At 63.5% G+C, this 26,509-nt stretch carries 28 protein-coding genes, 1 other RNA gene and 1 pseudogene; 8 read left to right on the top strand and 22 right to left on the bottom strand.

Annotated features, from left to right (window positions below; genetic code table 11):
- Positions 1 to 38 precede the first annotated feature (38 nt).
- From ACZM22_RS08790 to ACZM22_RS08770, 5 genes are all read right to left on the bottom strand, one after another.
- The gene (locus ACZM22_RS08790) at positions 39 to 1,388 is read right to left on the bottom strand and encodes a peptidoglycan-binding domain-containing protein (RefSeq protein WP_489543788.1); all 1,350 of its coding nucleotides are present in this window, start codon (positions 1,386 to 1,388) and stop codon (positions 39 to 41) included.
- A gap of 15 nt (positions 1,389 to 1,403) precedes the next feature.
- Positions 1,404 to 1,784, bottom strand: coding sequence for a hypothetical protein (locus ACZM22_RS08785; protein ID WP_483268868.1), 381 nt, complete (start codon positions 1,782 to 1,784; stop codon positions 1,404 to 1,406).
- A 113-nt stretch (positions 1,785 to 1,897) separates the two neighbouring features.
- Positions 1,898 to 3,124 (bottom strand): aminopeptidase, encoded by a 1,227-nt coding sequence (locus ACZM22_RS08780; RefSeq protein ID WP_489543787.1) that lies wholly within the window; start codon positions 3,122 to 3,124, stop codon positions 1,898 to 1,900.
- A gap of 167 nt (positions 3,125 to 3,291) precedes the next feature.
- Positions 3,292 to 6,000, bottom strand: a complete 2,709-nt coding sequence (locus tag ACZM22_RS08775) for a M56 family metallopeptidase (RefSeq protein ID WP_489543786.1) — start codon at positions 5,998 to 6,000, stop codon at positions 3,292 to 3,294.
- Entirely contained in the window at positions 5,993 to 6,364 is a 372-nt protein-coding gene (locus tag ACZM22_RS08770; RefSeq protein ID WP_489543785.1) for a BlaI/MecI/CopY family transcriptional regulator, read from the bottom strand. The genes ACZM22_RS08775 and ACZM22_RS08770 overlap by 8 nt, the downstream gene beginning before the upstream one ends.
- A gap of 136 nt (positions 6,365 to 6,500) precedes the next feature.
- Here ACZM22_RS08770 and ACZM22_RS08765 point away from each other — a divergent pair, with 136 nt between their 5' ends.
- On the top strand, positions 6,501 to 7,145 hold the full coding sequence (locus ACZM22_RS08765) for an RluA family pseudouridine synthase (protein ID WP_489543784.1): 645 nt from the start codon (positions 6,501 to 6,503) through the stop codon (positions 7,143 to 7,145).
- A gap of 44 nt (positions 7,146 to 7,189) precedes the next feature.
- Here ACZM22_RS08765 and ACZM22_RS08760 read toward each other — a convergent pair whose 3' ends face one another.
- The 16 genes from ACZM22_RS08760 to ACZM22_RS08685 all read right to left on the bottom strand — a co-directional run bounded on the left by ACZM22_RS08760 (position 7,190) and on the right by ACZM22_RS08685 (position 21,623).
- Positions 7,190 to 8,188 carry a hypothetical protein gene (locus ACZM22_RS08760; protein ID WP_489543783.1) on the bottom strand — a complete coding sequence of 333 codons (999 nt, stop codon included), beginning with the start codon at positions 8,186 to 8,188 and terminating at the stop codon, positions 7,190 to 7,192.
- A gap of 162 nt (positions 8,189 to 8,350) precedes the next feature.
- Positions 8,351 to 9,511, bottom strand: coding sequence for a peptidoglycan-binding domain-containing protein (locus tag ACZM22_RS08755; RefSeq protein ID WP_489543782.1), 1,161 nt, complete (start codon positions 9,509 to 9,511; stop codon positions 8,351 to 8,353).
- Between the two features lie 17 nt (positions 9,512 to 9,528).
- Positions 9,529 to 10,776, bottom strand: a complete 1,248-nt coding sequence (locus ACZM22_RS08750) for a DUF859 family phage minor structural protein (protein ID WP_489543781.1) — start codon at positions 10,774 to 10,776, stop codon at positions 9,529 to 9,531.
- A 3-nt stretch (positions 10,777 to 10,779) separates the two neighbouring features.
- Positions 10,780 to 11,493, bottom strand: coding sequence for a hypothetical protein (locus ACZM22_RS08745; protein WP_489543780.1), 714 nt, complete (start codon positions 11,491 to 11,493; stop codon positions 10,780 to 10,782).
- On the bottom strand, positions 11,490 to 13,211 hold the full coding sequence (locus tag ACZM22_RS08740; protein ID WP_489543779.1) for a hypothetical protein: 1,722 nt from the start codon (positions 13,209 to 13,211) through the stop codon (positions 11,490 to 11,492). The genes ACZM22_RS08745 and ACZM22_RS08740 overlap by 4 nt, the downstream gene beginning before the upstream one ends.
- A gap of 12 nt (positions 13,212 to 13,223) precedes the next feature.
- The gene (locus ACZM22_RS08735) at positions 13,224 to 13,583 is read right to left on the bottom strand and encodes a hypothetical protein (RefSeq protein ID WP_489543778.1); all 360 of its coding nucleotides are present in this window, start codon (positions 13,581 to 13,583) and stop codon (positions 13,224 to 13,226) included.
- 1 nt (position 13,584) lies between these two features.
- A complete protein-coding gene (locus ACZM22_RS08730) occupies positions 13,585 to 13,788 on the bottom strand; it encodes a hypothetical protein (protein WP_483267592.1) in 204 nt (67 codons plus the stop codon).
- A gap of 66 nt (positions 13,789 to 13,854) precedes the next feature.
- The gene (locus ACZM22_RS08725) at positions 13,855 to 15,078 is read right to left on the bottom strand and encodes a N4-gp56 family major capsid protein (protein WP_489543777.1); all 1,224 of its coding nucleotides are present in this window, start codon (positions 15,076 to 15,078) and stop codon (positions 13,855 to 13,857) included.
- A gap of 20 nt (positions 15,079 to 15,098) precedes the next feature.
- Positions 15,099 to 15,710, bottom strand: coding sequence for a hypothetical protein (locus tag ACZM22_RS08720; protein WP_489543776.1), 612 nt, complete (start codon positions 15,708 to 15,710; stop codon positions 15,099 to 15,101).
- A 22-nt stretch (positions 15,711 to 15,732) separates the two neighbouring features.
- On the bottom strand, positions 15,733 to 16,014 hold the full coding sequence (locus ACZM22_RS08715) for a ribosomal-processing cysteine protease Prp (RefSeq protein WP_489543775.1): 282 nt from the start codon (positions 16,012 to 16,014) through the stop codon (positions 15,733 to 15,735).
- Positions 16,011 to 17,828: a portal protein gene (locus ACZM22_RS08710; protein WP_489543774.1), complete on the bottom strand. Its 1,818-nt coding sequence runs from the start codon at positions 17,826 to 17,828 to the stop codon at positions 16,011 to 16,013. The genes ACZM22_RS08715 and ACZM22_RS08710 overlap by 4 nt, the downstream gene beginning before the upstream one ends.
- 74 nt (positions 17,829 to 17,902) lie before the next feature.
- Positions 17,903 to 19,294: a terminase large subunit domain-containing protein gene (locus ACZM22_RS08705; protein WP_489543773.1), complete on the bottom strand. Its 1,392-nt coding sequence runs from the start codon at positions 19,292 to 19,294 to the stop codon at positions 17,903 to 17,905.
- A complete protein-coding gene (locus ACZM22_RS08700; protein ID WP_484424212.1) occupies positions 19,291 to 19,668 on the bottom strand; it encodes a hypothetical protein in 378 nt (125 codons plus the stop codon). Before ACZM22_RS08700 ends, ACZM22_RS08705 begins: the two co-directional genes overlap by 4 nt.
- Positions 19,669 to 19,697: 29 nt before the next feature.
- A complete protein-coding gene (locus tag ACZM22_RS08695) occupies positions 19,698 to 19,880 on the bottom strand; it encodes a hypothetical protein (protein WP_483267585.1) in 183 nt (60 codons plus the stop codon).
- An 886-nt stretch (positions 19,881 to 20,766) separates the two neighbouring features.
- The gene (locus tag ACZM22_RS08690; protein WP_489543772.1) at positions 20,767 to 21,021 is read right to left on the bottom strand and encodes a hypothetical protein; all 255 of its coding nucleotides are present in this window, start codon (positions 21,019 to 21,021) and stop codon (positions 20,767 to 20,769) included.
- A gap of 35 nt (positions 21,022 to 21,056) precedes the next feature.
- Positions 21,057 to 21,623 carry an NUDIX domain-containing protein gene (locus ACZM22_RS08685; protein ID WP_489543771.1) on the bottom strand — a complete coding sequence of 189 codons (567 nt, stop codon included), beginning with the start codon at positions 21,621 to 21,623 and terminating at the stop codon, positions 21,057 to 21,059.
- Positions 21,624 to 21,759: 136 nt separating this feature from the next.
- On the opposite strand from ACZM22_RS08685, the gene smpB reads away from it, so the two are divergent.
- From smpB to ACZM22_RS08650, 7 genes are all read left to right on the top strand, one after another.
- Positions 21,760 to 22,227 (top strand): SsrA-binding protein SmpB, encoded by a 468-nt coding sequence (smpB, locus tag ACZM22_RS08680; RefSeq protein ID WP_489543770.1) that lies wholly within the window; start codon positions 21,760 to 21,762, stop codon positions 22,225 to 22,227.
- 36 nt (positions 22,228 to 22,263) lie between these two features.
- Positions 22,264 to 22,803, top strand: a complete 540-nt coding sequence (locus ACZM22_RS08675; RefSeq protein WP_489543769.1) for a peptidylprolyl isomerase — start codon at positions 22,264 to 22,266, stop codon at positions 22,801 to 22,803.
- Between the two features lie 80 nt (positions 22,804 to 22,883).
- Positions 22,884 to 23,230: a transfer-messenger RNA gene (gene ssrA / locus ACZM22_RS08670) on the top strand.
- 271 nt (positions 23,231 to 23,501) lie between these two features.
- Positions 23,502 to 24,164 carry a hypothetical protein gene (locus ACZM22_RS08665; RefSeq protein ID WP_472513349.1) on the top strand — a complete coding sequence of 221 codons (663 nt, stop codon included), beginning with the start codon at positions 23,502 to 23,504 and terminating at the stop codon, positions 24,162 to 24,164.
- Positions 24,165 to 24,224: 60 nt separating this feature from the next.
- Positions 24,225 to 24,929 carry a hypothetical protein gene (locus tag ACZM22_RS08660; protein WP_133304363.1) on the top strand — a complete coding sequence of 235 codons (705 nt, stop codon included), beginning with the start codon at positions 24,225 to 24,227 and terminating at the stop codon, positions 24,927 to 24,929.
- Positions 24,926 to 26,122, top strand: a complete 1,197-nt coding sequence (locus ACZM22_RS08655) for an antirestriction protein ArdA (RefSeq protein ID WP_119979843.1) — start codon at positions 24,926 to 24,928, stop codon at positions 26,120 to 26,122. Before ACZM22_RS08660 ends, ACZM22_RS08655 begins: the two co-directional genes overlap by 4 nt.
- On the top strand, positions 26,119 to 26,427 hold the full coding sequence (locus ACZM22_RS08650) for a hypothetical protein (RefSeq protein WP_489543768.1): 309 nt from the start codon (positions 26,119 to 26,121) through the stop codon (positions 26,425 to 26,427). The genes ACZM22_RS08655 and ACZM22_RS08650 overlap by 4 nt, the downstream gene beginning before the upstream one ends.
- Here ACZM22_RS08650 and ACZM22_RS08645 read toward each other — a convergent pair.
- Positions 26,411 to 26,506 (bottom strand): annotated as a pseudogene (locus ACZM22_RS08645) (plasmid mobilization relaxosome protein MobC); the annotation flags it as partial. The gene ACZM22_RS08650 and the pseudogene ACZM22_RS08645 sit on opposite strands and share 17 nt — an antisense overlap.
- Positions 26,507 to 26,509 lie beyond the last annotated feature (3 nt).

Raw genomic sequence — 26,509 nt, 5'->3', positions numbered from 1 at the left:
AAAAACAGGACCGTTTCAACGGTCCTGTTTTTTTGTGCTCAGAACACGCCGTAGCCCTGGCCCTGGGTGATGATGTAGGACCAGAGCACAGGCCCCACAGCGCCGGTGGCGCTGTATCCCAGTGAGCGCTGGACGGCACGGACGGCGCGGGCCGTCTCCTGCCCGTACACGCCGTCCACGGCGACGGCGGGGATGGTACTGTCCCGGGCGGCCATCTGGTTCAGCCGCGTCTGGAGCAGCGTCACCTCCGGCCCCGTGTCCCCCAGCACCAGAAAGCGGCCCGGGTACACCTCCCGCGCAAACTCCTGATAGTCGGCGGGCAGGGTGTAGAGCGTCTGCTCATACACGTTCTGCAGGGCGTTCCACGTATTGCGGCCCACCACGCCGTCTACCGTCAGGCCGTAGGCGCTCTGGAAGGCGTAGACCGCGTCCAGCATGGTCTCGTCGAAGGTGTCGGTGATGGGGATGGGCGGCACCTGGGGCAGGAAGTAGCCCAGAAACGCCAGATAGAACCGCACCGTCTCCACGTTCAGCCCCGTGTCGCCCAGCCGCAGCACCTCCGGATACACCCGCTGTGCCTCCGGGATGGTAAGTCCCTCGCTGGTGATCTCCGACAGGCTCTTGACGCCGTTGTAGATCATCTTGATCTTGTACCACGTGGCCTTGCCCACGATGCCGTCCTCCTCCAGATTGAAGATGCGCTGGAAGGCGCGGACGGCGTCCTCCGTCTCCTGATCGAACACGTTGGAAATTTCGGTGATACGGGGGATGGCCGGGTAGTTGCGGCGGATACGCTCCAGCTGCTGCTGGATGGTGCGCACGTCCTCCCCCACGGAGCCGCGGGTCAGCGGGCGGCCCGGGTACGACGGGGTGCCGTCCCCTACCGGCGCGTTGAACACGATGTTGATATTGTCGCCGAAGTAGCGCTGCAAAATCTCATAGGGCGTCAGGCCCTGCTCCGCCAGGTCCACGCTGCCCCACTGGGACAGACCCGGGCACTGAGTGCGGACACCATCGCAGAACTGGGCGTACAGCGGCTCCACGTTACCCTGCCGCACAATGTAGTCGTTGAAGCTGTCGTCCACCAGCCGGTCGATGTTCTCAAAGGTGCTGCGCCCCGGGACGTAGGCCTGATCGTAGCGGGTAGAGCTGGTAATGTCGAAATCGTAGCCGCGGCCGCGGTAATACTCGGTGTAGATGCGGTTCAGCGCCACGGAGATCTGGGCCAGAATATTGGCCCGCAGGGCGCTCTCCGGCCACGTAGGGTAGATCTCGCTGCTGGCCACGTTCTTGATGTAGTCGGTAAACGGCACCGTCACGTTCTCCGCCGTCTGATCCGGCGGGCCCAGATGGACGGTGATATACTCCGGCACCACAGGAAACGGCATGGCTCCTCCCTCCTCTCAGGCCAATTCCAGTGACACCGCCAAAATCGTTTCGATCCGTGGGAACACCGCAACCTGTCGGGCGTCCACCGTGCTGTACTGCGGGTGGCGCACCGATGCCTGATACGCGGTGCCGCTGATCCCCGCCGTCTCCGATGACTGGGACCAGCCTGTCGGCAGGGCCGGCAGGCAGATGCCCTCCACGATGCCGGAGCTGTCCGTGACCCCCTCGTAGAACACGGTGCGCTCCGGCCCGAAATACCGGTAGATCTCCACCTGCGCCCCCTCCACGGGGAACAGGCCCCGCCCCGTGGACACCTGCACCCGCAGGGTGCCCCGCTCCGGATGGGCAGCCAGGAACCACTGCTCCGGCCCCTTCTGCACGCTGCTGCTCTCCATATCTAAAGCCTCCCTTTCCTTGTCGTCTCCCTTCATGCTATGCGTCAGGACGCAGGAGGGTGCAGAAAGAGGGAGCGGTCCCTGCGGGACCGCTCCCTCTTTTTTATGTTGGCTCAGAACGCCCAGCTGCCGTTGCGGAAGATGGGGACGGTGCGTCCGTCCTCGCACACGGCGTCGATGCTCATGTCGGCAGAGCCGATCATAAAGTCCTCGTGTACCATGGAATCGTTGACGCCCAGGGCGCGGCACTCCTCCAGCGTCTTTTTCTCGAAGCCGCGGATGGTGTCGGCAAAGCCCATGCCCAGCGCCAGATGGCAGGCCGCGTTCTCATCGAACAGCGTGTTGTAGAACAGCAGGCCGGACTGGCTGATGGGGGAGTCGTAGGGCACCAGCGCACACTCGCCCAGATATGCGCTGCCCTCGTCCATAGTGATGAGCTTGGTCAGCAGGTCGTTGTTCTTCTCCGCGTGCCACTCCACGGCCTTGCCCTCGTGGAACCGGATCCAGAAGCCGTCGATGAGCTGGCCCTGATAGCTCAGGGGCTTGGTGGCGTAGACGATGCCCTCGGCCTTGCCCCGCATGGGAGAGATAAAGCACTCCTCCGTGGGGATATTGGGGTTGAAAACGATGCCCTGCAGGCTCTTTTCACAGCCGCCGCAGAACTGGGCCTCGGGGATCATACCCACCTGAAAATCGGTGCCGTTGGCGCTCTTGTAGCGCAGCTCCCGGATGTGCAGGCCGTTGAGGTAGGCGCAGCGGTCGTGCATATCCTTGTTGTGGGCGTCCCAGTTGGCCACGGGGTCGCCCTCCAGAGCGCGGCTGGTGGACAGGATGGCCTCCCACAGCTTCTCCACCGCCTGAGACTTCCGCAGGTTGGGGAACAGCTTCTTGGCCCACGCCTCGCCGGGTACGGCGGCGATGCACCACTGGTACTTGTTCTCGATCTGGTCGCGGTACTTCTTGATGATGGGGTACTTGCGCTGCTGGCTCTTGGCCATCTTCTCCTGATTGATGCCGTTGAGACCGTCCGGGTCCTCGCTGAGCAGGTAGATGCGGCAGGGGATGGTGTCCACATAGTGCTGCCAGCGGGCCTCCTCGTAGTTGTCCAGCTTGGACAGGCTGGTCAGCGTGCGGTAGCGGAAGTGCAGCTTCTGGAGGGGCTGGTAGCTCCAGTCCACCACTACCTTACTGGCCTTGCACCTGTAACACTCCTCCACCAGCATCTTCACGAACTCCGGCTGATCCAGCTCGGCGGTGATGAACACCTCCTGACCCGGCTGGATATTGACGCCGCTGCGGGCGATCAGGCGGGCATATTCCCGCAGGATACTTTTCTTCATGGAAAAACTCCTTTCGTGTCTTTCAGCTGCGTACTATTGTACCATCCTATGCCCGTTTTGAAAAGACATCTTCCGAAAAAAATCCGGTATTGTCCCAAAAATCTCTCTAAAAGGGACAAAAAGGGACCCGCGGCGTTGCCGCGGGCCCTCCCCCGTTTTTCTGTCTATCATGCGCCCACATCCAGCGCCAGCACCTGCTCATAGGCGTCCGCACCGGCGGGCGAGCCGATGGGCAGCACCGCGTAGAGATGTCCTGCGGCGTCCGCGTAAGCCGGTACGTCCCTATTGATATTGGCATCGGACAGCGTCCACGTCCGGCGCTCCGCCGCGGCATCGCCAGTCTGTCCGTACAGCGCATCGAACGTATCGGCGGCGGCCTGCCGCACCGCATTCAAAAACGCCGTCTCGTCCACGCCCTGCGCCGTCAGCAGCTCCGATGTGGTGAGCCGGACGCCTCTGGCCGTATCGTAGAGGTACACGCTGTACTGGTTGCTGTCGAAGCTCCAGCCGCAGGATACCACCAGCGACAAAATGTCGCCGCAGCGATAGCTCTCCCACATCACGTACAGGCAGGACAGGCTGACGCCGGAGGCGCGGTCATCCAACGTCTCCTCCACGATGGGGCCGTACTCGTCGGCGATGGCCGCGTTGATGGCGCGGGCATCCGCCGTGTCCGCCAGCAGCTGGGGCACGCGGTAGGTGTAGTGCCCGCTGTTGCCCACGCCGTCGGAATAGTCGAAGGACTCGTTATACAGCAGCCCCACCAGCGGATCGGCGGAAGTGCCGTTCTCCGCGCCGTAGAGGCTCTCGGCGGCCAGCCGGATCTGAGACAGGAGCTGCCGGTCCACGCCGGCATACTTGGCCGCCAGCGTGTTCAGATAGTTCTGCACCGTGTTGGGCGCCTGCCGGTACCGCTGGGCCAGCGTGTCCATAGCGCCCTGGGCATACGCGCCGTCCGCTCCCAGATAATAGGCGCACAGATAGCTGAGGGGACACGTCTCCCAGTCCGGCATGTGCTCCGTATCATACACGATGCCGTAATCCGCCGGATCGATGCTGACGGGGTCGTTGTCGCCCTCTGAGGGCCACGGCGTGATCTCCGATGCCGCGGCGCCCTCCGCGGTGACCTCCGCCAGCAGGGGGCCCAGCTCCCCGGCCCAGAATCGCACGGTGAAGCCCTGAGCCGTGGGGATCTGGATACCCAGAGAGAAGGGCTGGCACAGGACGGTATCCTCCCCGTTCTTCTCGATGCGGACATCCTCTGCCACGGCGTTTTTGGGGCCGTCGTCCGTCTGGGCATACAGTGTAAAGTCGTTGAGCAGCGATGCGGTGCCGCCCTCCCCTGCGTACCGGGCCGATGCCGCAGCGGGCAGCGTGACCCGCATCTCGCCGTTGAGCCAGTCATTCTGATACGTCACGTTCACCAGCTCGGCCTTCACGCCGTCGTCGCGGGTCATGGACGCGGGACCGAAGTACATCTGCCGCCCGCCGCCCACAGAGCCGCTGTCCAGCCCGGTCTCCAGCGCCGCGATAAGCTGCCGCAGGCCGTCCACGCTCTGCCGCGCCGCGGCGATGTCGTAGGTGCCGTCGTTGGTGACGCGGCCGGACTCCACGCCGTCCATCTGCCACGCCACCCAGTCCAGATTATCCACAAGGGCCATGGCCAGATAACCGCCGGCCTCCATTCGCAGCGTGATCCCTTCGCCGGCCCCCACCACGTTCTCGTAGCTGGTGCCGTAGCACAGCGTCAGGCCGTAGGGCTCCTGCTCCGTGCTGAGCCGGATGGAGAAATCATCCCAGATACCCGCGCCCAGCTGATCCAGCCCGATGGCGCTGATGATGCCGCCCACAGCGCTGTTGTCGCCTACGTAGGGCGTCCGCAGAGCGTACAGCGTCTCCGCGTCCCAGTCGCCGTCGGCGGCAGGCTGCTGCCGCTGGGGACTGGTCAGGAAGCACACACCGATGACCGCCGCCGCGATCAGCAGCAGCACCGCCGCCCACAGCGCCGGTTTCCGATAGCTCATGGCGTTCTTCACACGCTCCTTCACCGCCGTCTCGCCGAAGGCCAGGGGGCACACCGCCGCCGGACGCTGCCGTACGGCGCAGGCCACCAGCGCACGGGAGTAGGCCGCCCGTCCCGCGCCGTCCAGCGTCCGCAGTACCCGCTCATCGCAGGCGTTCTCCATGTCGCGGCCCAGCAGGACATACGCCGCCCACAGCACCGGATTGAACCAGTGTACCGTCAGCAGCAGGAACGCCAGCGGCTTCACCACATGGTCGCCCCGCCGGATGTGGCTCCGCTCGTGGGCCAGCACCTGAGACAGGTCCGTCTCGTCCAGTCCCGCCGGTATATAGATGCGGGGCCGGAGCATGCCCAGCACGAAAGGAGTGCCCCACCGGTCGCAGCGGCAGACGTTATCCTCCACTCGCACCGCCGTCCGCACCTGCCGGTAAAGCCGCAGATAGCTGACCAGCATATACGCCAGCATGAATGCCGCGCCCGCCAGCCATACCGCCGTCAGCACCTCCACCGTCATAACGGGGCGGGCCGCCTGCACCGGCTCCGCGGACGTGACCGATCCCACAGGCTGGACGGGTGTCAGGACCTCCCCGCCGCTGGGCAGGATGGCGTCCGCCGTCTCCTGTGTCTGGGGCAGCTGCTCCAGCGCCGCCGTCACGGGGCTCTGCTCCGCCTGCAAGCTGACGCGGCTCTGCAAGGAGACCGGCACGATCAGCCGCACCGCCACCAGCGCCCACAGCATGCACACCGCCCACTTGGGCGCGCGGCGCAGCGCCAGCCGCGCCAGCATCACCGCCAGCGCCAGCACGCCGGCCTGCCACGAAAGCTCCACCACTCTCAGAAACAGATCAGTCATGATTTTTCTCCTCAAGATCGGCGATCATCCGCCGCAGCTCGTCTGCCTCCTCCGCCGACAATCCGCGCCCGCCCACGAACGCGTTGAGAAAGCCGGGCAGACTGCCGCTGAAATTCCGCTCTACAAAGGCGCGGCTCTCCGCCCGCTGCACCTGGTCGCGGGATACCAGCGCCGTTACCACGGCGTCCTCCGTCTGCACCACGCCCCGCTCCGTCAGGCGCTTGATGACGGTATAGGTGGTGGATTTTTTCCACCCCAGCTTCTCCGCGCACAGGTGCGCCAGCTCGCTGCTGCGCACCGGCTGATGCTCCCACAGGATCTCGCAGAACCGCAGCTCGCTGTCAAAGATCTTCGGTGTCTCCACCCGCATCTCCTCCTTTCGATAGGTCTACTTAGTTAGACCTCTTGCCGGTAGTCTAACCCATTAGACCCATCTTGTCAAGGGAAATTTGCATCCCGCCCCGATTTATGCTACACTCACCCCGTAAGGAGGTGATGCCATGGACATTCTCTATCAGGACGACCGCATCGTGGTGGCGGTAAAGCCCGTGGGCGTACTGTCCACCGATGAGCCCGGCGGTATGCCGGAGCTGCTCCGCGCCCAGCTGCACACCGACTGCATCCGCACCGTCCACCGGCTGGACGCCCAGGTGTCCGGTGTCATGGTCTTTGCCCGCAGCCGTATGGCGGCGGCCCTGCTGTCCCAGCAGATACGGGAGCGCCGCTTTACCAAGGAGTATCTGGCTGTTCTGTGCGGCACGCCGTCCCAGTCCTCCGGCATCCTGACGGACCTGCTGGCCCGTGATCCCCAGCGCCGTCTGACCTATGTGGCGGACACCCCCTCCCCCAGCACGCGGGAGGCCCGCCTGTCCTTCGCCACTGTGGACAGCTCCGACGGTATGACGCTGGTGCGCGTCCGGCTCCACACCGCCCGTACCCACCAGATACGGGTACAGTTCGCCTCCCGCGGTCTGCCTCTGGCAGGTGACCGCAAGTACGGTGCGTCCGACGCGCCGTATCCCATCGCCCTGTGGTCCTGCCGCCTGACCTTCGTCCACCCCCAGACCGGCGAGCCCGTGACCTTCACCTGCCCGCCGCCGGACACGGCGCCCTGGGACCTGTTCACCCTCCCCGAAATGCTGTAAAGGATCGCAAAAGCCCTCTCCCGCCAGGCGGGAGAGGGCTTTTCTCAGTTGTCCTTTTTCGTGGTATCCGTCTTTTTGGAGGTGTCGGTTTTCGTGGTATCCGTTTTGGCCGTATCCGTCTTGGCGGTGTCGGTCTTGCCCGTCGTATCCGCCGCGGCGTCGTCCTCCGCCGGCGCCACGCCGATGATGCGGTCGGTCAGGCCGGCCTTTTCCGCCTCCTCGCGGGTCATGCGCAGGGGCTCGGCGGAGTCCTCCACCAGCTTGGCCATCACCAGATAGCGGTGGGCGTCATCGCCGTTCTTGCACACGGACAGGACCAGCACCTTGTCGCCCCACTTGGGCAGATCGTCGCGGTTGACGTTGACGCTGCCGGCGGAGGGTGCAAAGCCGTTCTTATGGTCGCTGCCGGAATAGCTCTTGTCCGTGGCTGCCTTGTCCAGCGCCGCGAAGAAGTCTGTAAATACCTGCTCATCGGTGAAATCGTGGTAGTACAGGATGTGGGTGGTGTCGTAAGGGATGCCCGCGAAGATGCGGTACGTCATCTTCCGGCCGCTCTGATAGACCTCCACCACCGCCTTGTCGTCAAACTTCAGCGTCTCGGCGTAGCTCTGGAGGCCGCCGAACATGGTGCGGTTGGCCATATTGTGGCCGTAGACCACGGTGACGGGATCGTCCAGCTTCGTATCGTTGTAGGTAGCCTCGGTATACAGCGTACCGGCCTTGTTGTCGTTGCCGTCCAGGTCGCGGTACAGATACCAGCCGTCATCCACCGGATGCTGGGCGATGAAGCCGCCCTCGCGGATGGCGCAGCCCGTGGCGTTGGGGATCTTCATATAGGCGTAGGCGTCGGGCCACGCCTTCTGCGCCGTCTCGAAGTCCACCGGCACGTCGGCGGCCTCCGGCTGCACCAGCACGATCTCCTGCGCCGGGTCGGTGTCCGGCTTGTTCTTATCTTCCGCATCGTTGTTCTTACCGCAGCCGGCCAGCAGCGTCAGTGCCGCCAGCAGGGCTGCGCCTGACAGAATATACCCTTTCTTTCCCATGATGGTCTCCTTTCAGCAGTGCGGATACCATCAGCTGACAAGGGCACGCATGCCTGTCACCTGATGGCAAGAAATGCGGGACAGCGCGCCCGCTGCCCCGCACCTCTGCGCTGGGGGTATCTTACCATATGCCGCCCGCAAATGCAAGACCCATTCGATCGCTCACAGCGACGCTGTCTCATCGTAGCCTTGGAGCATCAGGGTAAACTGCCGCTGCTGCATGGGCGTCATCCGGTCCTTGTAGGATGCCAGCAGGGCCTTGGCCTCCGCCAGCTTCCCCTGCCTCAGATAGCTGGCCACTGTGCGGTGCAGACTGGCGGCAGCCACGGAGCTCAGTGACTCGCCGCTGCTGCTGGAGCCGCTGCCGGAAGAACCGGAAGCGCCGGAAGGACCGGACGCGCCGCCGTATGGCAGCCCATCGCTGACCTCCGCGCCGGAGGCCGACAGCTTCTGCTCCTGCTGGGCCTTGCTGCGGTAGTGGCCCAGCATGGTCTCATAGAGCTTCCGATCCTCCGCGCTGGCGTTGTCATACTCCTCCTGCGCCAGAGCCAGCTGCTTCTCCCACAGTGACACATCGTCCTGCCAGCGGCCATAGGCGTTCTGCTCCCGCTGATCCAGCAGGTCGTAGCGGGCGCGAAGGTCGTTCCCCTCCTGCTGATAGGCGCTCCGTGCCCGATCCTCGAACTCCGGCAGCAGGGCCATCAGCTCCTGCATGTATCGGCTGTACGCCTGCTGCCCCGCGCCTTGGGCATAGCTGGAGCCGTACCCGCCGGTAAGCGCCGCCGCCTGACCCATGGTGTCCTCCATGGCGGCACGGCCCCGCTGAGTATACAGCTGCGTATACTGCTGAAAGCCGCCGTCCGCCTCGGGATCGTAGGAAAATGGCGCACGCCCCGTCAGCTCCTCGTACAGCTGCGCCAGCTGCTGCTCGTACAGGGACTCATAGTCCCCGGGCCGCTGGGATGCCACGCTGTCGCGATGGGCCAGCGCCTCCTTTACGCTGTCCGACGGCTTGTAGCCGGCCTCCAGCTCTGCCAGTGCCTTGGCCGTTCTGGCCGTAGGCGCGGCCTTGGGCACGGATGCCTGCGGCTCCTCCGCCGCCGATGCCGACGCGCTCATCAGGCTGCCCCACGTCTCGTCACCGGCGATGCCGTCCCGCTTCAGGGAGTTCTTTTTCTGATAGTCCCGCACCGCCGCGCGGGTCTTTTCGCCGAACACACCGTCCTCGTCCAGCTGATAGCCCTGCTTGTTCAGCTCGCTTTGCAGGCGGCGCACAGACTCGCCCTGCGAGCCATAGCCCACCATGGTATATGTCGATGCCATCGTTCCGTCCTTTCTCCTCAAGTGATCCTGCGCCAGGCATAGATACCCGCCATGCCGCAGTCCACGCGCTCCCATTCCGCCCCCTCCGGCGACGGCTGGGGCTCCGTATCCTCTGCCGTCAGCCGCACGCAGCCCACGGGCCACAGCGCGTCCGCCAGCGCCTGTCCGCCCAGGGTCAGCCCGCCGGACACCTCCACATCGCCGTAAAACACCGCCGGCCACGCGCACTCCAGCGCTTCACCGGTGCTTCTCTTGCCGAAGGCCGCGCCCCTGCCGCCGCTGTGCAGGTGCAGCGTCACCGGCGATACCGGCGGCAGCATCTGCCGCACCGTCCGGACGCCGCCCGCCGTATCCACGGCGGATACCTCCGCCTCATAGGCCGCGTCCGCCGCCAGGCCGCCGCCTACCACTGTCTCCGCGCCGCTGACCAGTGTGGTATAGCCGCTCCAGCTGCCGCCCGCAGGACGCCAGCGCACCCGCACCTGCACGGTGTTCCGTCCTCCTACGGAGGCGCAGGACGCGGTGCCCGTCACCTTCAGGTACGCGCCGTCCTCCGCTGCCGTACCGCCCGCCTTGCACCGGATGACCTCCGCCGCCAGTGTAGGCCGGTGGTAGGCATACACCGTCACCGCCTCGCTTTCCGCCGTCACCGAGCGGCCTCGGCTGTCCGTCACTACTGCGGAGGGGATCAGCGTCCCTGCCGCAGCGATGGGTGCTGTCTTTCCCGACAGTCCCGCCACGGTCTGACCTCCGCAGGTAAAGCGGCACGCCTGCACCGATGCGCCGCCGGCCCCTGCCGCCGTCACCGTGTACTGCACGCGGCTGAGTCCCTGCACGCACACGCCCCAGCCGCTGACCACCGTGTTATCGCTGACCGCCGACACCTGCACCGACGCCGTGGGCGCCATAGACGGCGGCACATAGGCGGTAAACGCCGTCTGCACACTGCCCACCTGCTCTGCGCCGCTGTATACCGCCATGGACATGGTCCCTGTACCCCGCAGGGCGTCCGGGATCTGCTGCACCAGTTCCTCCGGCACGCGCCAGCGGTACACCGCCCTGCCCGCCGCATAGCTGACCTGCCGGACATCGCCGCTTTCCAGCGTGCCGGACGCCCCGCCGAAGGCGTAGGAGAATCGGAATGTGTACCCGTTCCCCGGCTTCACCACCGTCAGCGTGCCGCTCTGCCCGATGACAGCGTCCCTCGCCGTCAGTTCGAACCCCGCCATACTCACGGTGCGGCTGCTTCTCTGTGCCGCGTTCATCTCTCACCCTCCGATCCAGCGGATTGCCAATCCGTCCCCGTTGTCCTCCATGCGCCAGCCGCCCACATCCGCGCCGCCCAGCGCCGCCATACCGTTGACGTGCAGTCTGCCGTCCGCCACACGAGCTACCTCCTGAGCGTCCTGCCGCAGCGACAGCTCCTCGCCGGTAAAGACGGCACGGAAGCCGTTAGGCTCCACCTCCGTCTCCCCGTCTGCATCACGGCAGGCCAGCCCGAAGCCCACCGCCGTGCCGTACACCGGCGCGGTCCCGTCGTACCCTACGACGCCCGTCCGAACGCAGGCCGCCGCGTTCTCCCTGTACCGGTCGAAGGCGTCCGCCAGCGCTGCCAGGCCGTTCCTCAGCGCCGCGGCAAAGCCGTAATACGCTCCCAGCTTCTCCGGCTCCGCCTCCAGACGGCCGCTGAGCGCCGCCGCCTGCCCCTCAAAGCTGTCCGCCGCCACGTATTCCGTCTCCACTTGCGCCGCCAACTCCTCCACGGCCCGCTTCAGCCGCTCCTCCCCACCGGCGATGAGGCTCCGCAGCTTCCGGTACTGCTGCTCCGTCCCCTTTCCGCCGGAGGACGCGCCGGTGCCCTGCTCCAGCCGCTCCAGCGCCAGATTCAGCTGCTGGGCCATCTGGAACAGATACGAGTACTGCTGCATCACCTGCTGCTGTACGCTGCCTGCGGGACACGCGGGCATAGGGATGGTGCTCACGGGCCGTCACTTCCTTTCTCATACACCGCCGACATGCTGAACACGCGGCACCGGCCGGTGCCCTGCAGCCGCAGCCGCACCTGCCTGCATCGTCTGGGCCGCAGGTGCAGCAGATACCCGCGGGTCTGTCCGTCACCGCCGATGACCTGTCCCAGCGTCTCCCAGCTGCGTCCGCCGTCATAGCTGGCGCTGGCCTCCAGCCGCGCCCGATCCTCCGGCTGCACCCGCAGCTCCAGCCGCGCCAGATACTTGTTCTCCGGCTGAGAGAGTCCCAGCTCCCCCGTCTCCGCCATCCACCGCAGCGCCGTCTCCTGCTGTCCGCTGCCGCCGGTCATGTCCAGCAGCCTGCCGTCCCTCGCCAGACCGTACAGCGCCCCGTCGCACACGGTGAACGCCATGATGTCGGCGTCGTCCTGCCGGTGCCACAGTCCCCGCGCCGTATCGTATACCAGCAGGTGCCGCTTCCCGTCTCCATCCCGCGCCGCCAGCCAGTACTGCCCGTTCCAGCCCGCCGCCGCGCCGTCCTGATACCGTACACTGCCCAGCGGCATGGACACGCAGCCGGGCATACTGCCATCGAAGGCGTACACACCGCCCAGCCCCAGGTAGAACAGCGTCCCGTCCACCACGGCGGCCGCACCGTGGCACCCCTTCTTCACGCCCGGGCAGCGCAGCGTCACGATCTGATGCGCGCCGGTGGCGCTGGGGTATACCCGCTCCATACAGTCCTCCTTGAAGAAGATGACGCCGCCCAGACATGCCGCCGCGCCGGTAAACGCCCCGTCAGAGCCGCGGGACGCCGCATAGCTGTCGGTACTGAGCCCTGCGAAGCTGTTCCAGTTCCGGAAATCCCCCAGCTTGCTGGCGTAGATCTCGTTCACCGGCCGCCCGTCCACGATGCCGTACTTGCAGCCCCACAGCCGGTTACCCTGCTCCACCACGAAGTCCATGTCCGGCACGCGCCGCGCCGCCGTCACCTCCGCCGTCTGGCTCCTCACCTTGGCTGTCGCCGCCGGCACCGCGATCCAGTCATCGCCCGCCGCATCCAGCACGTGCAGGCCGTTGAGGGTCTGGGCCTCGCAGCCCTCCACCGTTACGCCGTCTCCGGCGGCAAAGCCCCGTCCGATACCGGCGGCGGATATTTTTGTACACACGTTTTCCACGTCCAGCCACGCGCTGCCGTCGTACCGCTTCATCACCGGCTCGGCATCGGAGGTATCCAGCCACAGAGTGCCCGCCTCCGGCGCATCAGGGGCCGCCGCCCCTGCGGCATAGTCCCCCAGCTCCTCGCCGCCGCTTCTGCACAGCGCCGTCGTCACCTCTCCCGCGGTGACGTTCCGGTTCTCCATGCTGCCGAAGTCCGACAGATCCTGCGTGTTGATGTACTTTCTGTCCGGCCAGATCAACAGGTACGCCCCCATGTTCACCAGCTGCTTTTCGCCATCGGACAGCGCCAGTCCCGTCTTTTCTCCGCCTACGTACAGCGCCGTGCCGTCCACCCACACCAGCGCATCGCGGCACGTCAACCCGTTGGGCTTACTCAGCACTGCGGTCTCGCCTCTGGCCGGACGGGTCTCCAGCGCCGGGTACCCGCCGCTCCACAGATTCTCCATATTCTGAAAGCAGCCCATGGCGCTGCCCGCCCGCCGGTCCAGCCCCAGGAACCGGTCCACCGTCACGCGCCGCTGCGCCGGCGCCGTCAGCTTGGGAAAATACATCCCCCCACCTCCTTAAAACAGGCGCAGTGCCGCCGCGCTCCGCTGAGGCCGCTCCCTGCGGCACCGATAATCCTTGTAGGTCAGAAAGGCGTTGTTCCATTGGGCCGCCGCGTTGTTGTACCGCGCCATCTCGCCGTTGGCATAGTGGATCTGCGCCTCCACATAGTGGCGGTACAGCTCGTCGTAGGGCGCCTCTGCCGTCAGCACGTACTCCTCCGTCACCTCCGGCAGCGTCCCCGTGACCTGCTCCGCTTCCCGCAGCACGAAGCCCTCGGCCTGCGCCAGCCACTGCATCTTTTCCTCTCTGCCGTACTGGTTGGGCAGCAGGGCGTCCACCCTGCCCAGCATCTGCCCCGCCGTCATTCTGTCCATGTCAGTTGGCCCGCTCGTCCACATAGCGGCGGGCGGTCTCCGCCATCATGCGGCTGTTCTCCAGTACCTCCGCCACGTAGTCGGGCACCTGTACCTGCACGCCCTTCATGATCTTCCAGCTCCGTCCGTTGACGGACACGATCACAAAGTTCTCCTCATTCTTTCTGCCGCGGGGCAGGAAGATGGACACCATATTTTCCTTCATCACGCCGTTCTCCTTTCATCGTTTCCCTGAGCTGCGGGAGGGGCCTGCCGCCCCTCCCGTGCCCTGTCAGTTGGCCTTGTCCTCGCCGGAATAGCTGGAGCCGCACTCCACGCGTACCATGTACTCATCGTACAGGATAGCGGCGGCGTGGACACCCTTCCAGCCCACGCTGGAGCGCTGGTCCAGGGGGTCTGCGGTGCCGGAGGAGCCGCGGGGCTTCACGATGACCTCCGTGCCCTCGCTGAGATCCACCACGCCGTAGGCGCCCTTGCCCAGGAACAGGCAGCCATACACGGCACAGCCGTCCTTGCCGCCCTCGCCCGGGCAGATGGCGGCCTTGTCCGATGCGGTGACGGCCTGCTCCAGCACCAGCTTGGCCGCAGTGTTGGACTTCACCTTCACGCGCTGGCCGCCAATGAGCACATAGCGGCCCGCCAGTGCGTCGGCGGCCACCGTGCCGCCGGTAAAGCTCACCTCGGTACTGTTGGCCGCCGCGCCGCTTACCGTCAGGGTGCGTGCGTCCTGCGCCAGGTCCTCGCCACGGTAGATCTTGGCCTCGGTGGTCTCCACGAAGCGCACGCCGTGGAGCTCGCCGATCTCGCCGGAAAACAGCTCCGTGGCGGCGGCGTACTGATGTGCGGCGATCCATGCCTCGTCCTGCCGCAGGTCGAAGGCCACGCTGGGATGGATGATGCACACGTACTTGCCGTCGAACGTGGGGGCATTCATCTTCTTCAGCTGGGTGGCCGCCTTGGCCACCAGCTCGCTGGTCATCTTGCACGTCCCGTCCAGCGCGTAGCGGTTCAGCACCTCGGCGGAGGTGCCGTCTGCCTTCTTCTGGGGCGCGTAGATGACCTGGTTGCCCTGCTGGATCTCGTTGCGGGTCACGGTGTCCAGCGTCAGGCCCATGTTGCTGCCATGGCGGTCGGTGATCTCCAGCACCACGTCGTCGATGGCCGTCAGGTCCAGCATATCGGACACGGTGGTGTAGTCGCCGTACTGTGCCAGATCCTTGGTGATGTAGCTCACCGAAATACCGCTGCCATCGGGGGTCACGCCCTCGGTCAGCGGCGTCAGCGCCTTGTCGAAAGCACCGAACTTACGCCACTCCACGGTCTTGCCGCCGCCCACCGGCAGGCCCTTGGTGGCCGCGAACTGGTTGTGTACCAGCTGGGGCTTGGCGTTCTCCAGCAGTTCCATGCCGTAGTAGGTCTTCATCTCGGCGCTGAGAGCACCGGTGGTCTGTGTGTTCATCTCCCCTGCAAACAGCTGCAAATTCATCTTCTCCATGCTCGTCCTCCTCATTTTGTTCAGAATCGTATCTTCTCTCCGTCCTGTACCCGTTTCCGGATGTCCGCCAGCTCGCGGCTGGTCAGTCCTCTGGGATCGCTGCGGGTCACGGAGCGGCTGCCGCCGCGGTTCTCCGCAGCCCGCCCGCCGCCGGAGGCGATGGAACGCGCCATCTGACTGCGTGCCTGCGCCGCGGCATAGCCCATGGCCGCCTTCAGAAGCTCCTGCCGGTGTACGATCTCATAGGCGGTCCTGCCGTCCACACCTGCCGTCACCAATCGCCCGAACCGGGGTGATGCCATCTCCCGCCGCCAGTCGAAATCAGGATACACCTGCCGGATGCGTCCCTCCTCCGCCTGCAGGCGCAGCACCGCGCCGGCCTGGGATTCCCGCCGCGCCTGCACCTCCTGGCGCAGCCGTGCGTTCTCCTGCCGCAGTCCCCGCAGCCGCCCGTCCAGAATTTTCTGCACACGGGCGTCAAACTGCTCCTTGTACTGCCCGCGGATCAGGGCGCTGAACGCCTCCTGCTCCCCGGCGTCGGGAGCCGCCTGACCGCCTGTCTCTCCGCCCGTCTCCTGACCGGCCTCTGCATCCTCCGCAAACGTCTGCCAGTCCATCCAAAGCTGCTTCATAGCCTCTCCTTCCCGTGGTAGGTCACGACCCTGTTACCTGCACACACGCGGGATACTGCCGTGCCAGCTGCGCAAGCCCGCACCGCACCAGAGCGAAGGCAGCGCCGCAGTCCCCTGCGCCCTCCACCTCCGCAAAACCTCTGCGGATGCAGATCCGCGCCGCCTGTCCCGTCTCCTCCAGGCTGCCCGCCAGCGCGTACACCAGCGCCGACACGGCGGCGCAAACGATGTCCTGCCCCGCCGGAGCATGCCCCGCGTGACCGCATACCGTCACATGTGCCCCGTCGAATACCGCCTGTATCATCGCGGCCTCACGGCCTCACGGGACTGCTTTCTCTGCCGCTCCATGGCGTCCGGCGCGCTGCCCGCCTTCACCGCGCCCACGTCGGGCGCCTCGCCGCCGTTCATCTCCTGCTCCAGCGCCTGCGCAAGACTTGTCCCCTGTTTGGCGTCCAGCAGCTGCACCGCCGTCAGCAGCTGCCGCTGGAGCCACGCCACCTGCCGGGTCCGCTGCTGTCCCTGCCGGATGACCGATGCCAGCTGGTCCTTGTTCTTGAACTCCATCAGCTCCAGACACCGCAGGGCCTGCTCGGCCATATCTGCGCGGAAAAACCCCATCTGGAACAGCTGCAGCGCCAGCTGGTTGTACTCCATGGTCTTGTAGGGTGTCTCGTCCTGCGCCGCGATCTCCAGATCGAACTCCGGTACCCGATAGCCGCCCAGCGCCAGAGCCTTGGGCTGCATACCGCCGTTGTCGAACATGCGGAACTCCCGCTCCGCCCCGCGGCCCAGCAGCCGGAACTGCCGGGGTGCGCTGTAAAACTGCCGCACCAGCTCGATGCACAGCGTCATCACCTGCGCGAATGCCTGGTACCCGTCGTCGATCATATTGCGGGACAGCTTGCCACCCGCCTCCTGCAGGGCCGCGATAGCCGTGGCCGCCGTGACGCCGCCTGCAGTGCCGCCGCTCATCACGTCGCGGTTGCCCGCCGTCTCCTTCATCTCTGCCACCTTGTTCTGCAAGACGGCCACATACACGCTGTCCAGCGTGGGTACACGGATAGGCGCGATGGAATCGGCCCCCAGATTGCCGTTGGTGTGGACGAAGGGCTGCGTCCAGTCGGCGTACTCCTCCTCGTTCACCGCCCCGTCGGAGCGGATGAAGAACCGCGGCGTGGCGGCGGCCAGCGTGTTCTTCAGGATGGCTTGGTTCATCAGGTCGATCTGCTTCTGCGCCGGCTTGCACAGGTCCACGTAGCCGTAGCCGCAGGGCGTCCCCTCCTCGGGGAACAGCACGTCGAACACGAAGGGATACTGCCCGTGGTCGTACCATCCCCGCTTTTCGTACTGCGGGTCGTTTTCCGAGGCGTACAGCACCGTCTCTCCCACGAACTTGCAGTAGTGCAGCACCTGCCGCCCCTCTGTCACCGTGTGGTAGTACCAGTCCACCACCAGCGACTGGTCGGAGGTATCCACCCGATCATCATAGAGATAGCGGCTCACCTGGGACGCGCCGCCGCGCCCCAGCTTCCCTTCCAGCTGGGGATAGTCCTGCAGCAGCCGGTGGTTGGGTGTCAGCTCCACGGAGAAGAAATTCTCCGATGCCTGGATATCCTGCACTCCCGGCTCCCAGAACAGATTCAGCACGTCCATGCTGCGGATGTCGATGTCCCCCAGCCCGTGGAGCTTGCCCCCGTCCCAGAACACGCCGTACACGGCGCAGCCGGACTTCAGCTTGTTCCACCACGCCCTGGCATACTCCTTCTTGAACCGGTTGTTCTGCAAGATCACCGGCAGGATGCGGGTCAGCTTCTCCGCCTCCTCCCGATCGTCCGGCTCGCGGGGCAGCACCGTAGGCTCGGGATAGCTGTCCATGGCGTCCGCGTGCTTGGACAGGATGCAGTTCACCAGCCACCCGCTGGCGGGGCGGGGATCGTGGGGATTGCCGCCCCGCCCCTCCTTCTCCATCTGCTCCCAGTGCCGCATCTTCCAGAACTGCTCGTTGTCGATGATGCGCTTGTCCAGATTCTCCTTGCCGCGCCGGTATTGCCGCAGGATCTCCGCCGCGCGGACCACCTCCTGCGTGCCGATCCTTGGCCGCATGACCTCCTGTTCCATGTCGCACCTTCCTTTCCTTGTTACTGCCTCTGCCCGCCACAGGTCCAACGTTGCACGCTCCGGTGCAGCGCTCCTCAAATTCTTCTCACGCCGCCCCAGCTGCCGAACCGCCCCGACCGCAGGTCCAGCGGATCCTCCGCGATCTCCCGTGCCTCCGCCCGCACCGGTGCGATGGGCCGCGTCATGCAGAAGTACCGGCTCTCGTCGGCCACATGGTCCTCCTGTGTGGTGTCCACATCCTCCGGCACCGTCTCGCTGTATAAAAGCTGCGGGATGGTGCGGATAAATGCCCGGCAGTGCTGGAATACGTACAGCATGGGGTATCCCTCGCCGTCGAAGCTCATACGGTAGTGCATCTGCATCCACCCCGCGATGCGCCGGTTGTCCCCCTTCACGAAGAAGATACGGTGCTTCAGCGCCGTCTCATAGATGCTCTCGCCGCGGCTGGCGTCCCAGATGGCGGGGTCCGCCACGCCCTGTATGCTCCGCCCCCGCAGCAGCGGGTGCTCCTCCTCCACTCTCCGGATCTCTGCGAACTGCCGCTCCGGCGTCCACAGCACGCCCTCGTCCGGCGTGCCGGTGCAGCCGTACAGCTCCGCGATACGGTACACGCACCCATCGTGGTCCACCGCCCACCAGCCGCAGGAAAACGGCCTTGCGTAGCCGAAGTCATAGCTGCGGTAGATGTTCCATTCCCGCGGCACGTCGAAGGGCCGTATCACGTGGGTCCACCGCCTGTCATCGTAGTGATCGGGGTCATCGGTGAACTCCTGAAACACCTGCCCCGCGAACACGTCCCACCGTCCCTCCAGCCACGCCCGCCTCAGCTTGTAGGGCAGGGCCTCCAGCGTCTTGAGATAGTCCGGCTGCCGCGCCAGCAGCGCCGTGTTGTCCGTGACCCGCGCCGGAATAAAGGCGTAGTCCTCCGGCTGCTCTCCGTCCTCGAACCGCCTGTCGATGAACAGCCGCTTGATGTACCCGTGCCCCGGCCCGCCCGGATTGCACGTATAGTAGATGCGCTTGGGGAAGTCGTTGACCCCTCGGACGCAGGCGGCGATCTGCCGCATCCACTGCTCCTTCAGCTGCGTGGCCTCGTCCAGAAAGATGACGTCGTACTCCGCGCCCTGGTACCGGTCCAGATCGCGGTCGCACCCGCAGTAGCCGAACTGCAATACGCTTCCGTTGCAGAACCGGAACTGCCGTTCCCCTGCCCGATACTCCGCCACATCTGCCAGCTCCTGCCGCAGAAACGCCAGATGGTTGGCCTCCAGCTCCGCCAGACTCCGCCGCACCAGCAGGATACGTATCCCCGCGTACCGCAGCGCCAGCAGCTTGGCCTTGCACCGCACCGCCCAGCTCTTGCCGCCGCCTCTGGCCCCGCCGAAGGCCACATATTTCTTCTCGCAGGCCAGGAATTCCCGCTGCCGCGGGTTGGGCGTCCCCAGCGTCATGACCTCCGCCCTCATTGGCTCAGCTCCTCCGCCTCGCCGGACAGCACCACCCGCACCGTGCCTCCGCTCTTTTTCTCCGGCGGCTTCGGGGGCTCCAGCGACTTCCCCAGCCCCACCAGCGCCTGCAAAAGTCCCGCCAGCTCCTTGATCTCCCTGACGTCCGCCTCGCCCATATCCATCCGCTCTGCGGCGGACGCGGCAGCGCGGTTCAGCTGCCGCGCCACATTGGCCAGACATGTCTGTGTCTCCATCCGCTTCGTTCGGCTCCAGCGCCGCTGGCCGTACCAGTCCTCGTCCTGCGCGTGCCGGCTGACGGCCCGCTCTGTCACGCCGTACAGCTTCCCCAGCGCACGGAAGCTGATGCCGCCCGCCTCGTATCTCTCCCGCATCTCCTCCCACGGGATACCCTTCTTCCTGCCTATCTCTCCTCTCCTCCTCTCACCTCGTACACCGCCAGGATCTGGGCGGCGAAATCCGCCAGGCACTTCCGGCACACGTTCTCACCGGCCACGCGGTAGTAGCGATCACCCCGCCGGATCTCCCCGCCGCACAGATCACATTCCGTCCATACGCCGCGCTCCTGCTCTTTGTCTCTGCACATATGTACACCTCCCCTTCACCTCTCCCCCGCCGCGACCCCCTCCGGTTGCCCTTTTCCGTCCACATCAGGAAATTATTTTTTCTTTTCCTGTCCTTATTCTCCGGCGCACCCCGACGGACACACCTCGTAGGGGCTGGGGTCTGTCCCTCTGTTTGCCCTGCCGTGGCCCCGTTCTCGCACCCCGTAGGGGCCGGCGTCCTCGACGGCCCGCATCGTTTTTCTTTCATGCCTACGGCGGGGATATTTCGCGCTCCGGCGCGACATCCTTTTGCCCACGGCGGCAAAAGGATGCAAAAACGCCGCCAAAGGCCCATGGTCTTTGGAATTCCTTTCGTCCGCTTGCAATCACGGCGCAAAAAGGTCCCACAACGAATCGCCTGTACTTCTATCCCCGCTGCCGCTCCCACGTGCCGCAGGATAGCGCCGCATCCTACCGCCGCGGAACAATGCTGCGGTCGCTTCTCTACACTGCGATGTACCATGATCTTAAATTTTCCGCGGCCCAGCGGGCCGCACATACACTTGCCGCCGGCGGCGGCAAGTGCGCGATTTGATAATCGCCCAAACGGTAGACCAGCACACCCACCGCGCCGTATGCGGGAGCGGCAGCGATAAGAGGACCGCAAGCGATTCGTTGTGCGGCTATCAGCGCTATTCGGATTTTCGCGTGGTACACGGTCACGTTTCCTGATGCACCCAGCCGCGCAGGAAGTCTTGAAACCTGCGGTTTCAAGCAGCGTTTTTGGTCACTTTTGGGGCTGCGGCCAAAAGTGACCCGCGCTCGGAAACGCGGAATCGTCCTCTCCGCTGCGGGAAGAAATGGGGCCGCCGGAGGCAAAAAAAAGAGACGGACGCTTCAAAGCGTCCGTCTCTTTTTTCTTTCTGCTTATGCCACGAAATTCCTGATCTCCACCACAGCTGCCACGATACAGAACAGCCCGAACGCGAAGATGAGCGTGCCGCCCACCTTCTTTTTCTCCTTGAGCTGGAACATGATGGAGCCCACCAGCAGCATGCTGACCGCCAGCAGGATCATACTCAGTCCCGGCACATACAGCACATTCAGCTTTCGCAGCGCCCACAGCAGCATGGCCAGCGCCAGCAGCCCAATGGACACATTTTTCTTCGTATTCATCGACATCTTCTCTACCTCCCTGACGGCCCTGACCGTCCCTCTCAGTGTATCGCATCCGCCGCCGGAGCGCAAGCCCTCTCCCGCAGCAATCTGCCCTTCAGTACCGCCGCCACGGTCTTGGCGTCCGTCAGCGTCCCGTCCATACACTGCCGCACCGCTTCGTCGAACGGCACCCGCAGCACCTCCAGGAACTCATCCTCATCCGGATGGGTCTCCCCGAACGTCAGATCCTCCGCCATATAGAGATACAGCGTCTCTCCGTAGCACCCCGGCGACGCGATGAGCGCCCCCAGCTCCGTCCACCGTCCGGCCTCGGCGCCGATCTCCTCCTTCAGCTCCCGCCGCGCCGTGAGGAACGGCTCCTCGCCGGTCTCCCGCTTGCCCGCCGGGATCTCCGTCAGCACCCGCTCAAAGGCGTACCGGTACTGCCGCACCAGCACCACGCGGTCCTCCCCATCGATGGCCAGGATACCCACGCCGCCCGGGTGCTCTACCACCTCGCGGCTGCTCTCCTTCCCGTTGGGCAGGCGCACCGTGTCCTGCCGCACCCGAATGATGCGGCCGCGGAACACCTCCCGACTGTCAATGGTCCTCTCCGTCAGATCCATGCCGTACACTCCTCTCGCCGTTTTTCCGCAGTATACCACACCCCGCGGCAAAAAGCCAGTCCCATGATCCTCTTGCGTCCCGCCGCAGGATGTGCTATACTATACGAATCAGCCCACAGGGAAAGGAGGTCCTCCCATGGAAAAGTCCGGCGTCAAGATCGCCGCCCAGAACCGCAAAGCGTTCCACGACTATTTTGTGGAGGACCGCTACGAGGCCGGCATCGAGCTGTTCGGCACGGAGGTCAAATCCATCCGCGCCGGCACGCTGAACCTGAAGGATTCCTTCTGCGTCGCCAAGGACGGCGAGATCTATGCCTACAGCCTCCACATCTCTCCCTATGAGCAGGGCAACATCTTCAACCGCGACCCCGACCGTCCCAAGCGCCTGTTGCTGCACAAGCGGGAGATCCGCAAGCTCCACGCCATGCAAAAGCAGGATGGTTACGCCCTGATCCCCCTGTCCGTCTACTTCAAAAACTCCCGCGTGAAGGTGGAGCTGGGCCTGTGTAAGGGTAAGAAAACCTACGATAAGCGGGATGCCGTGGCTAAGCGGGATGCCAAACGGGAGATGGACCGTGCCATGCGGGAAAAGAACCGCGGCTGATACCACCTTATATTTTGCAGAAACGAGGACACTGTTATGGCCAATCCTATCGTCACCATCGAGATGCAGGACGGCGGCATCATCACCTGCGAGCTGTATCCCGACATCGCACCCCAGAGCGTGTATAACTTCATCTCCCTGGCCAACGCCGGCTTCTACAACGGCCTGATCTTCCACCGCGTCATCCCCGGCTTCATGATCCAGGGCGGCTGCCCCGACGGCACCGGCATGGGCGGCCCCGGCTACTGCATCAAGGGTGAGTTCGCCGCCAACGGCGTCAGCAACGACCTTCGCCACACCCGCGGCGTCCTCAGCATGGCCCGCGCACAGGCCATGGACTCTGCCGGCAGCCAGTTCTTCATCATGCACAAGGACGCCCCCCATCTGGATGGGCAGTACGCCGCCTTCGGCTGCGTCATGGACGGCATGGACGTGGTGGACCGCATCGCCAATCAGCCCCGCAACATGATGACCAACAAGCCCAAAAAGGACCAGATCATCGCCAAAGTCACCGTGGACACCCACGGCGAGACGTATCCGGAGCCGGAGAAGCTGGCGGACCCCTTCCGCAGATAATTTTCGCATTTCACAGCATTTATCAATTTTTTCACAGCGTTTGCACCGGCGGGGAGCATCCCCTCCCCGCCGTCCCATACGGGGCTGTACCGGTTTCGACGGGGGTGTGGAGGCTGGATAAGCGGGCGGCGGCGCCTGACCGCCATAAAACGGGCAATTTAAAATTAACTGACAACACTAACACTGTTGCCGTCGCTGCTTAAGCAGTGACCGTCTGAACCAGAGAGGCCACCGGCTGGGGAAGGCGTCGTTAAGGTGGCGTCCGTGAGGCGGGTAAGAGTTGCCCCGCCCATGCATCATGACTCTACTGAACTGCAAAGTCTGTCCGGTGTCTTTGCAGGGAGGGAATGCTGAAACCTGACTGCGCCCGGAGAAAGTCCTGTCAAAGTGCTTTCGGACAGGGGTTCGACTCCCCTCAGCTCCACCAAAAAGGGAGGCCAAAAAAGATATTGGGGATAAAAACCCAGTGTTTTCAAGGCTTCCGAGGCCCGTAGATCAGTAGATCTACGGGCCTTATTTTATCGATATTTGACCTCGCACGATTCACTCAGACGGGAGTAAAACCCGCAGGTATTAAATGATATAGAGGACAGAAAAAGAGCGGCGATATTTTCTGTTGGAAAATATACGCTGCTCTTTCTTTTTGCCGGGGCCTCAAAAGAGGTCCCGGCTTTTTCATTTTCAGGGGAGGAATGAGTTTGGAAAATAAATATTTTACAGAGTTGGCACACCGCCTGCAGGCAGCCGGGATCACCACAGGACATCCGGAGAGGAACCAGCTGACAGTGTTGCTGAACGACCAGCCGGTCCTCTTTGTTTCATCAGAGAGCGATGTGTTCCTCCTCCCTGCCGGAAGCAATCCTCCGGAGGCCAGTGAACTATACCACAAAGTTGCCCAGACTGCAGAAGAAGTGTATGCCTATGTTGAGGCGATTCAGACCGCTCCCCTCCTTCATGCCAGCGGTCTGAGTGAGAAATTCCATCTGCTGGCGGATTTTGGCGGTGCGGTGCTGGCTGGGCGTGAATTGGGAAATGGCTGGGGTTATCAGTTTGTCACCTGGATCTGGGATCATGACAGGACCGGGGTGAGTCACGGACACTATTATGAGGAGGATTTCCAAGGAGCCAAACAGGACTTCGCCGTCCGCTCCGGGCTGATCTCCAAGGCCCAGCTTTTTTTGCCGGAGGAGTTAACGCAGCTCTATCGGGCCACAGACTATCTGCTGGATGAAGGACCTGAGCCGGAGGATGGCCAGCTCAAGGCCCTGCAGACTTCAAGAACAAAGATCGAATACACTGTCCCGGATCTGGTAGAGCGTTTGGAACAAAGCCAGGGACAGGAGCCACAAATGAATCTGTAAACGCACCGGAAGAATGGGGCCTGCATCTGCCGATGGGCAGAAAAGCAGGCCCCGTTCTTTATGCAGAAAGGAACAGCAATGACAAAATATTTTTCAAAAGACACTCCGTTGGCCAGTTTGGAGCGGATGATGATGAGTGTTCCCGGCTTTCAGAAACGGGGTGGCGGGATGATGGTTCTGTGCAGATTCCATTACAAAAAAGAGGATGTGGACTGCGCCTACTGCCAGAGCTATATGCGGCATACCTGTCAGGCGTCTGTTTGCCCATACATTCCGGAGCGGTTGGAAGCAGGGACTGTTAGCTACCAGGAACTTGCGGAGGGATGCCTCCACATGGCAGGCCACCAAAAGCTATGGAACCGGCTCAGCTCTCTTCCCAAAGGAAAGTCGCTTCCTCTCGTGTTGGAACCGGCCCATCGGCGCAGGCTGTCTGAGTGGCTGGAGGCTGGCATAGCCACCAGCTGCCCCCACGAGCTGGCGGCTGCCTATCTGCTCTCTTCCCGCGCCGGGCTCTGGCGGAGAGTGCTTCCCCATATATCTCACGGCAGGATCGATTTCTCCTCCATTTCCCTGCGGGGGATCGACCCGCGGGACTATCCTGTGTACAGGGCGGCCAAGGGCCTCTACTGCGGGACGCTGCTCATTACTTCCTCAGAATTGGCGGACGAGGAACAGGTCAGCAGCGAAGCCTTCGGTGATATTCTCAACGCTATGCTAATCGCGCGGTATGGAAAATCGATCATGGCTGCGGAGGTGAGAAAATGAGCTATGTGATCCAAGCGGTGCTAAGCAACGCCCAGCATCCGGAATATGGCCAGGTCACGATACCCTTCCCCATCCCCAATCAGAACTATGACTGCACGATAGAGCTGCTGGAACCCCTGGAGATCGGCGATACGCTCCGGCAGGATTGTCAGGTGGATGAGTTGGACAGCTTCTATACCGTCCTGAACGCTCTGATCGGCACACAGGTCACCCTTGATGAACTGGACTATCTGGCCAAGCGGCTGGACAGCTTTGATGACGGAGAGGCCGCCCAGTTCCAGGGGATGGCCCACAAGCTGGGGCTCTCGAAAATAAAGGACCTCATCAATCTGACCTTCTGCTGCCAGAAGGCCACTGTGATCACCGATTTTTCCGACCTTGAAAAAATCGGGCGGGAACATTACATGAATTTGAATGGCGGCTGTGCCAGAACAGAAGATCTGGAGGCGCTGGATGGGACCGAAACTGCCTATTTGCTCATTGACAGCGGAGCCGGGACAGTCACTCCCTATGGTGTGGCCTATGACAACAGCATGAAGTTGGAGCCGCTCTACAATGGGCGGCAGTTTCCGGAATATCTTTATGACAACAGCAGCATGGGATTGAAAATTGTACCAGCAGAAAACCAAGCCCCGGAACTGCTTTGGCTCCCCGCGTCAGAGCAGCAGATTCGCCGCACCCTGCTGCGGGCAGGCTGGCAGGATCCTGACCATGCGGACTACACGATAGATGTATTCCTGCTTCAGAAGGAGGCCGGCAGGATACTGAATGAAAAGCGAGACAGCCTGCATTCACTCAATGCCATGTGCGGTGCCATTGCAAAACTGGAGCAGAAAGACAGGGATAAGCTGGAAGCTGTGATCGTATTTGCAGAACCTGAGAATGCCGGTGCGATCCGTCGTCTGGCTGAAAATCTGGAGCAGTTCGACTTTATTCCCGGCATCCACACTCCAGAAGAATATGGAAGATACATGATCCGAGAGTCCGGCCGGTTTGAATATGATGATATTCTGGAGGCCTTCTACGATTACGAGGGCTATGGGCAGCACCGCATCCAACAGGAAAATGGCCGCTTCAGTGGCTATGGTTATGTGTCCTATCCCGGAACAATGGCGCTGGAGGATCTGATGGCAGAAGACCCAGCCGAAGCATATCAAGCGGAACAGGGCCTTCAGATGGGTGGGCTGGAATGAAACAACAGAAAAAGAACTGGCCTGCTGAAAGCAATATGACTGCCCTAAAAACACTGTCGCACACACTCCTGCATCTTGATATCCAACCTACAAAAATGTCACCGCTGGTGGTCAAGCACCCCTTTACAGACAGCGGCCTGGCTGGGATATATGCCGAGGATGGCAGCCTTTCGGTGGGAAATCTGCTGGACAGCCCTGATGCACTCCGCACTTGGAGGGAGAATTTCAGTCGGCGGATCAATGAAGCAGAAACGGCCATGAACCTCTTTTGTATGATTACGAAACCCTATGGTCTGTCTGAATGATATACCCGTCAATGGCAATCTTGCGAAGATACGCCGCCATGTTCCGGGTAGGGACAAGCTTCATTTTCTGTTCAATCAATGC

The sequence above is a fragment of the Vescimonas sp. genome (assembly GCF_057856985.1).
This window is presented reverse-complemented; position numbering and strand designations above follow the sequence as displayed.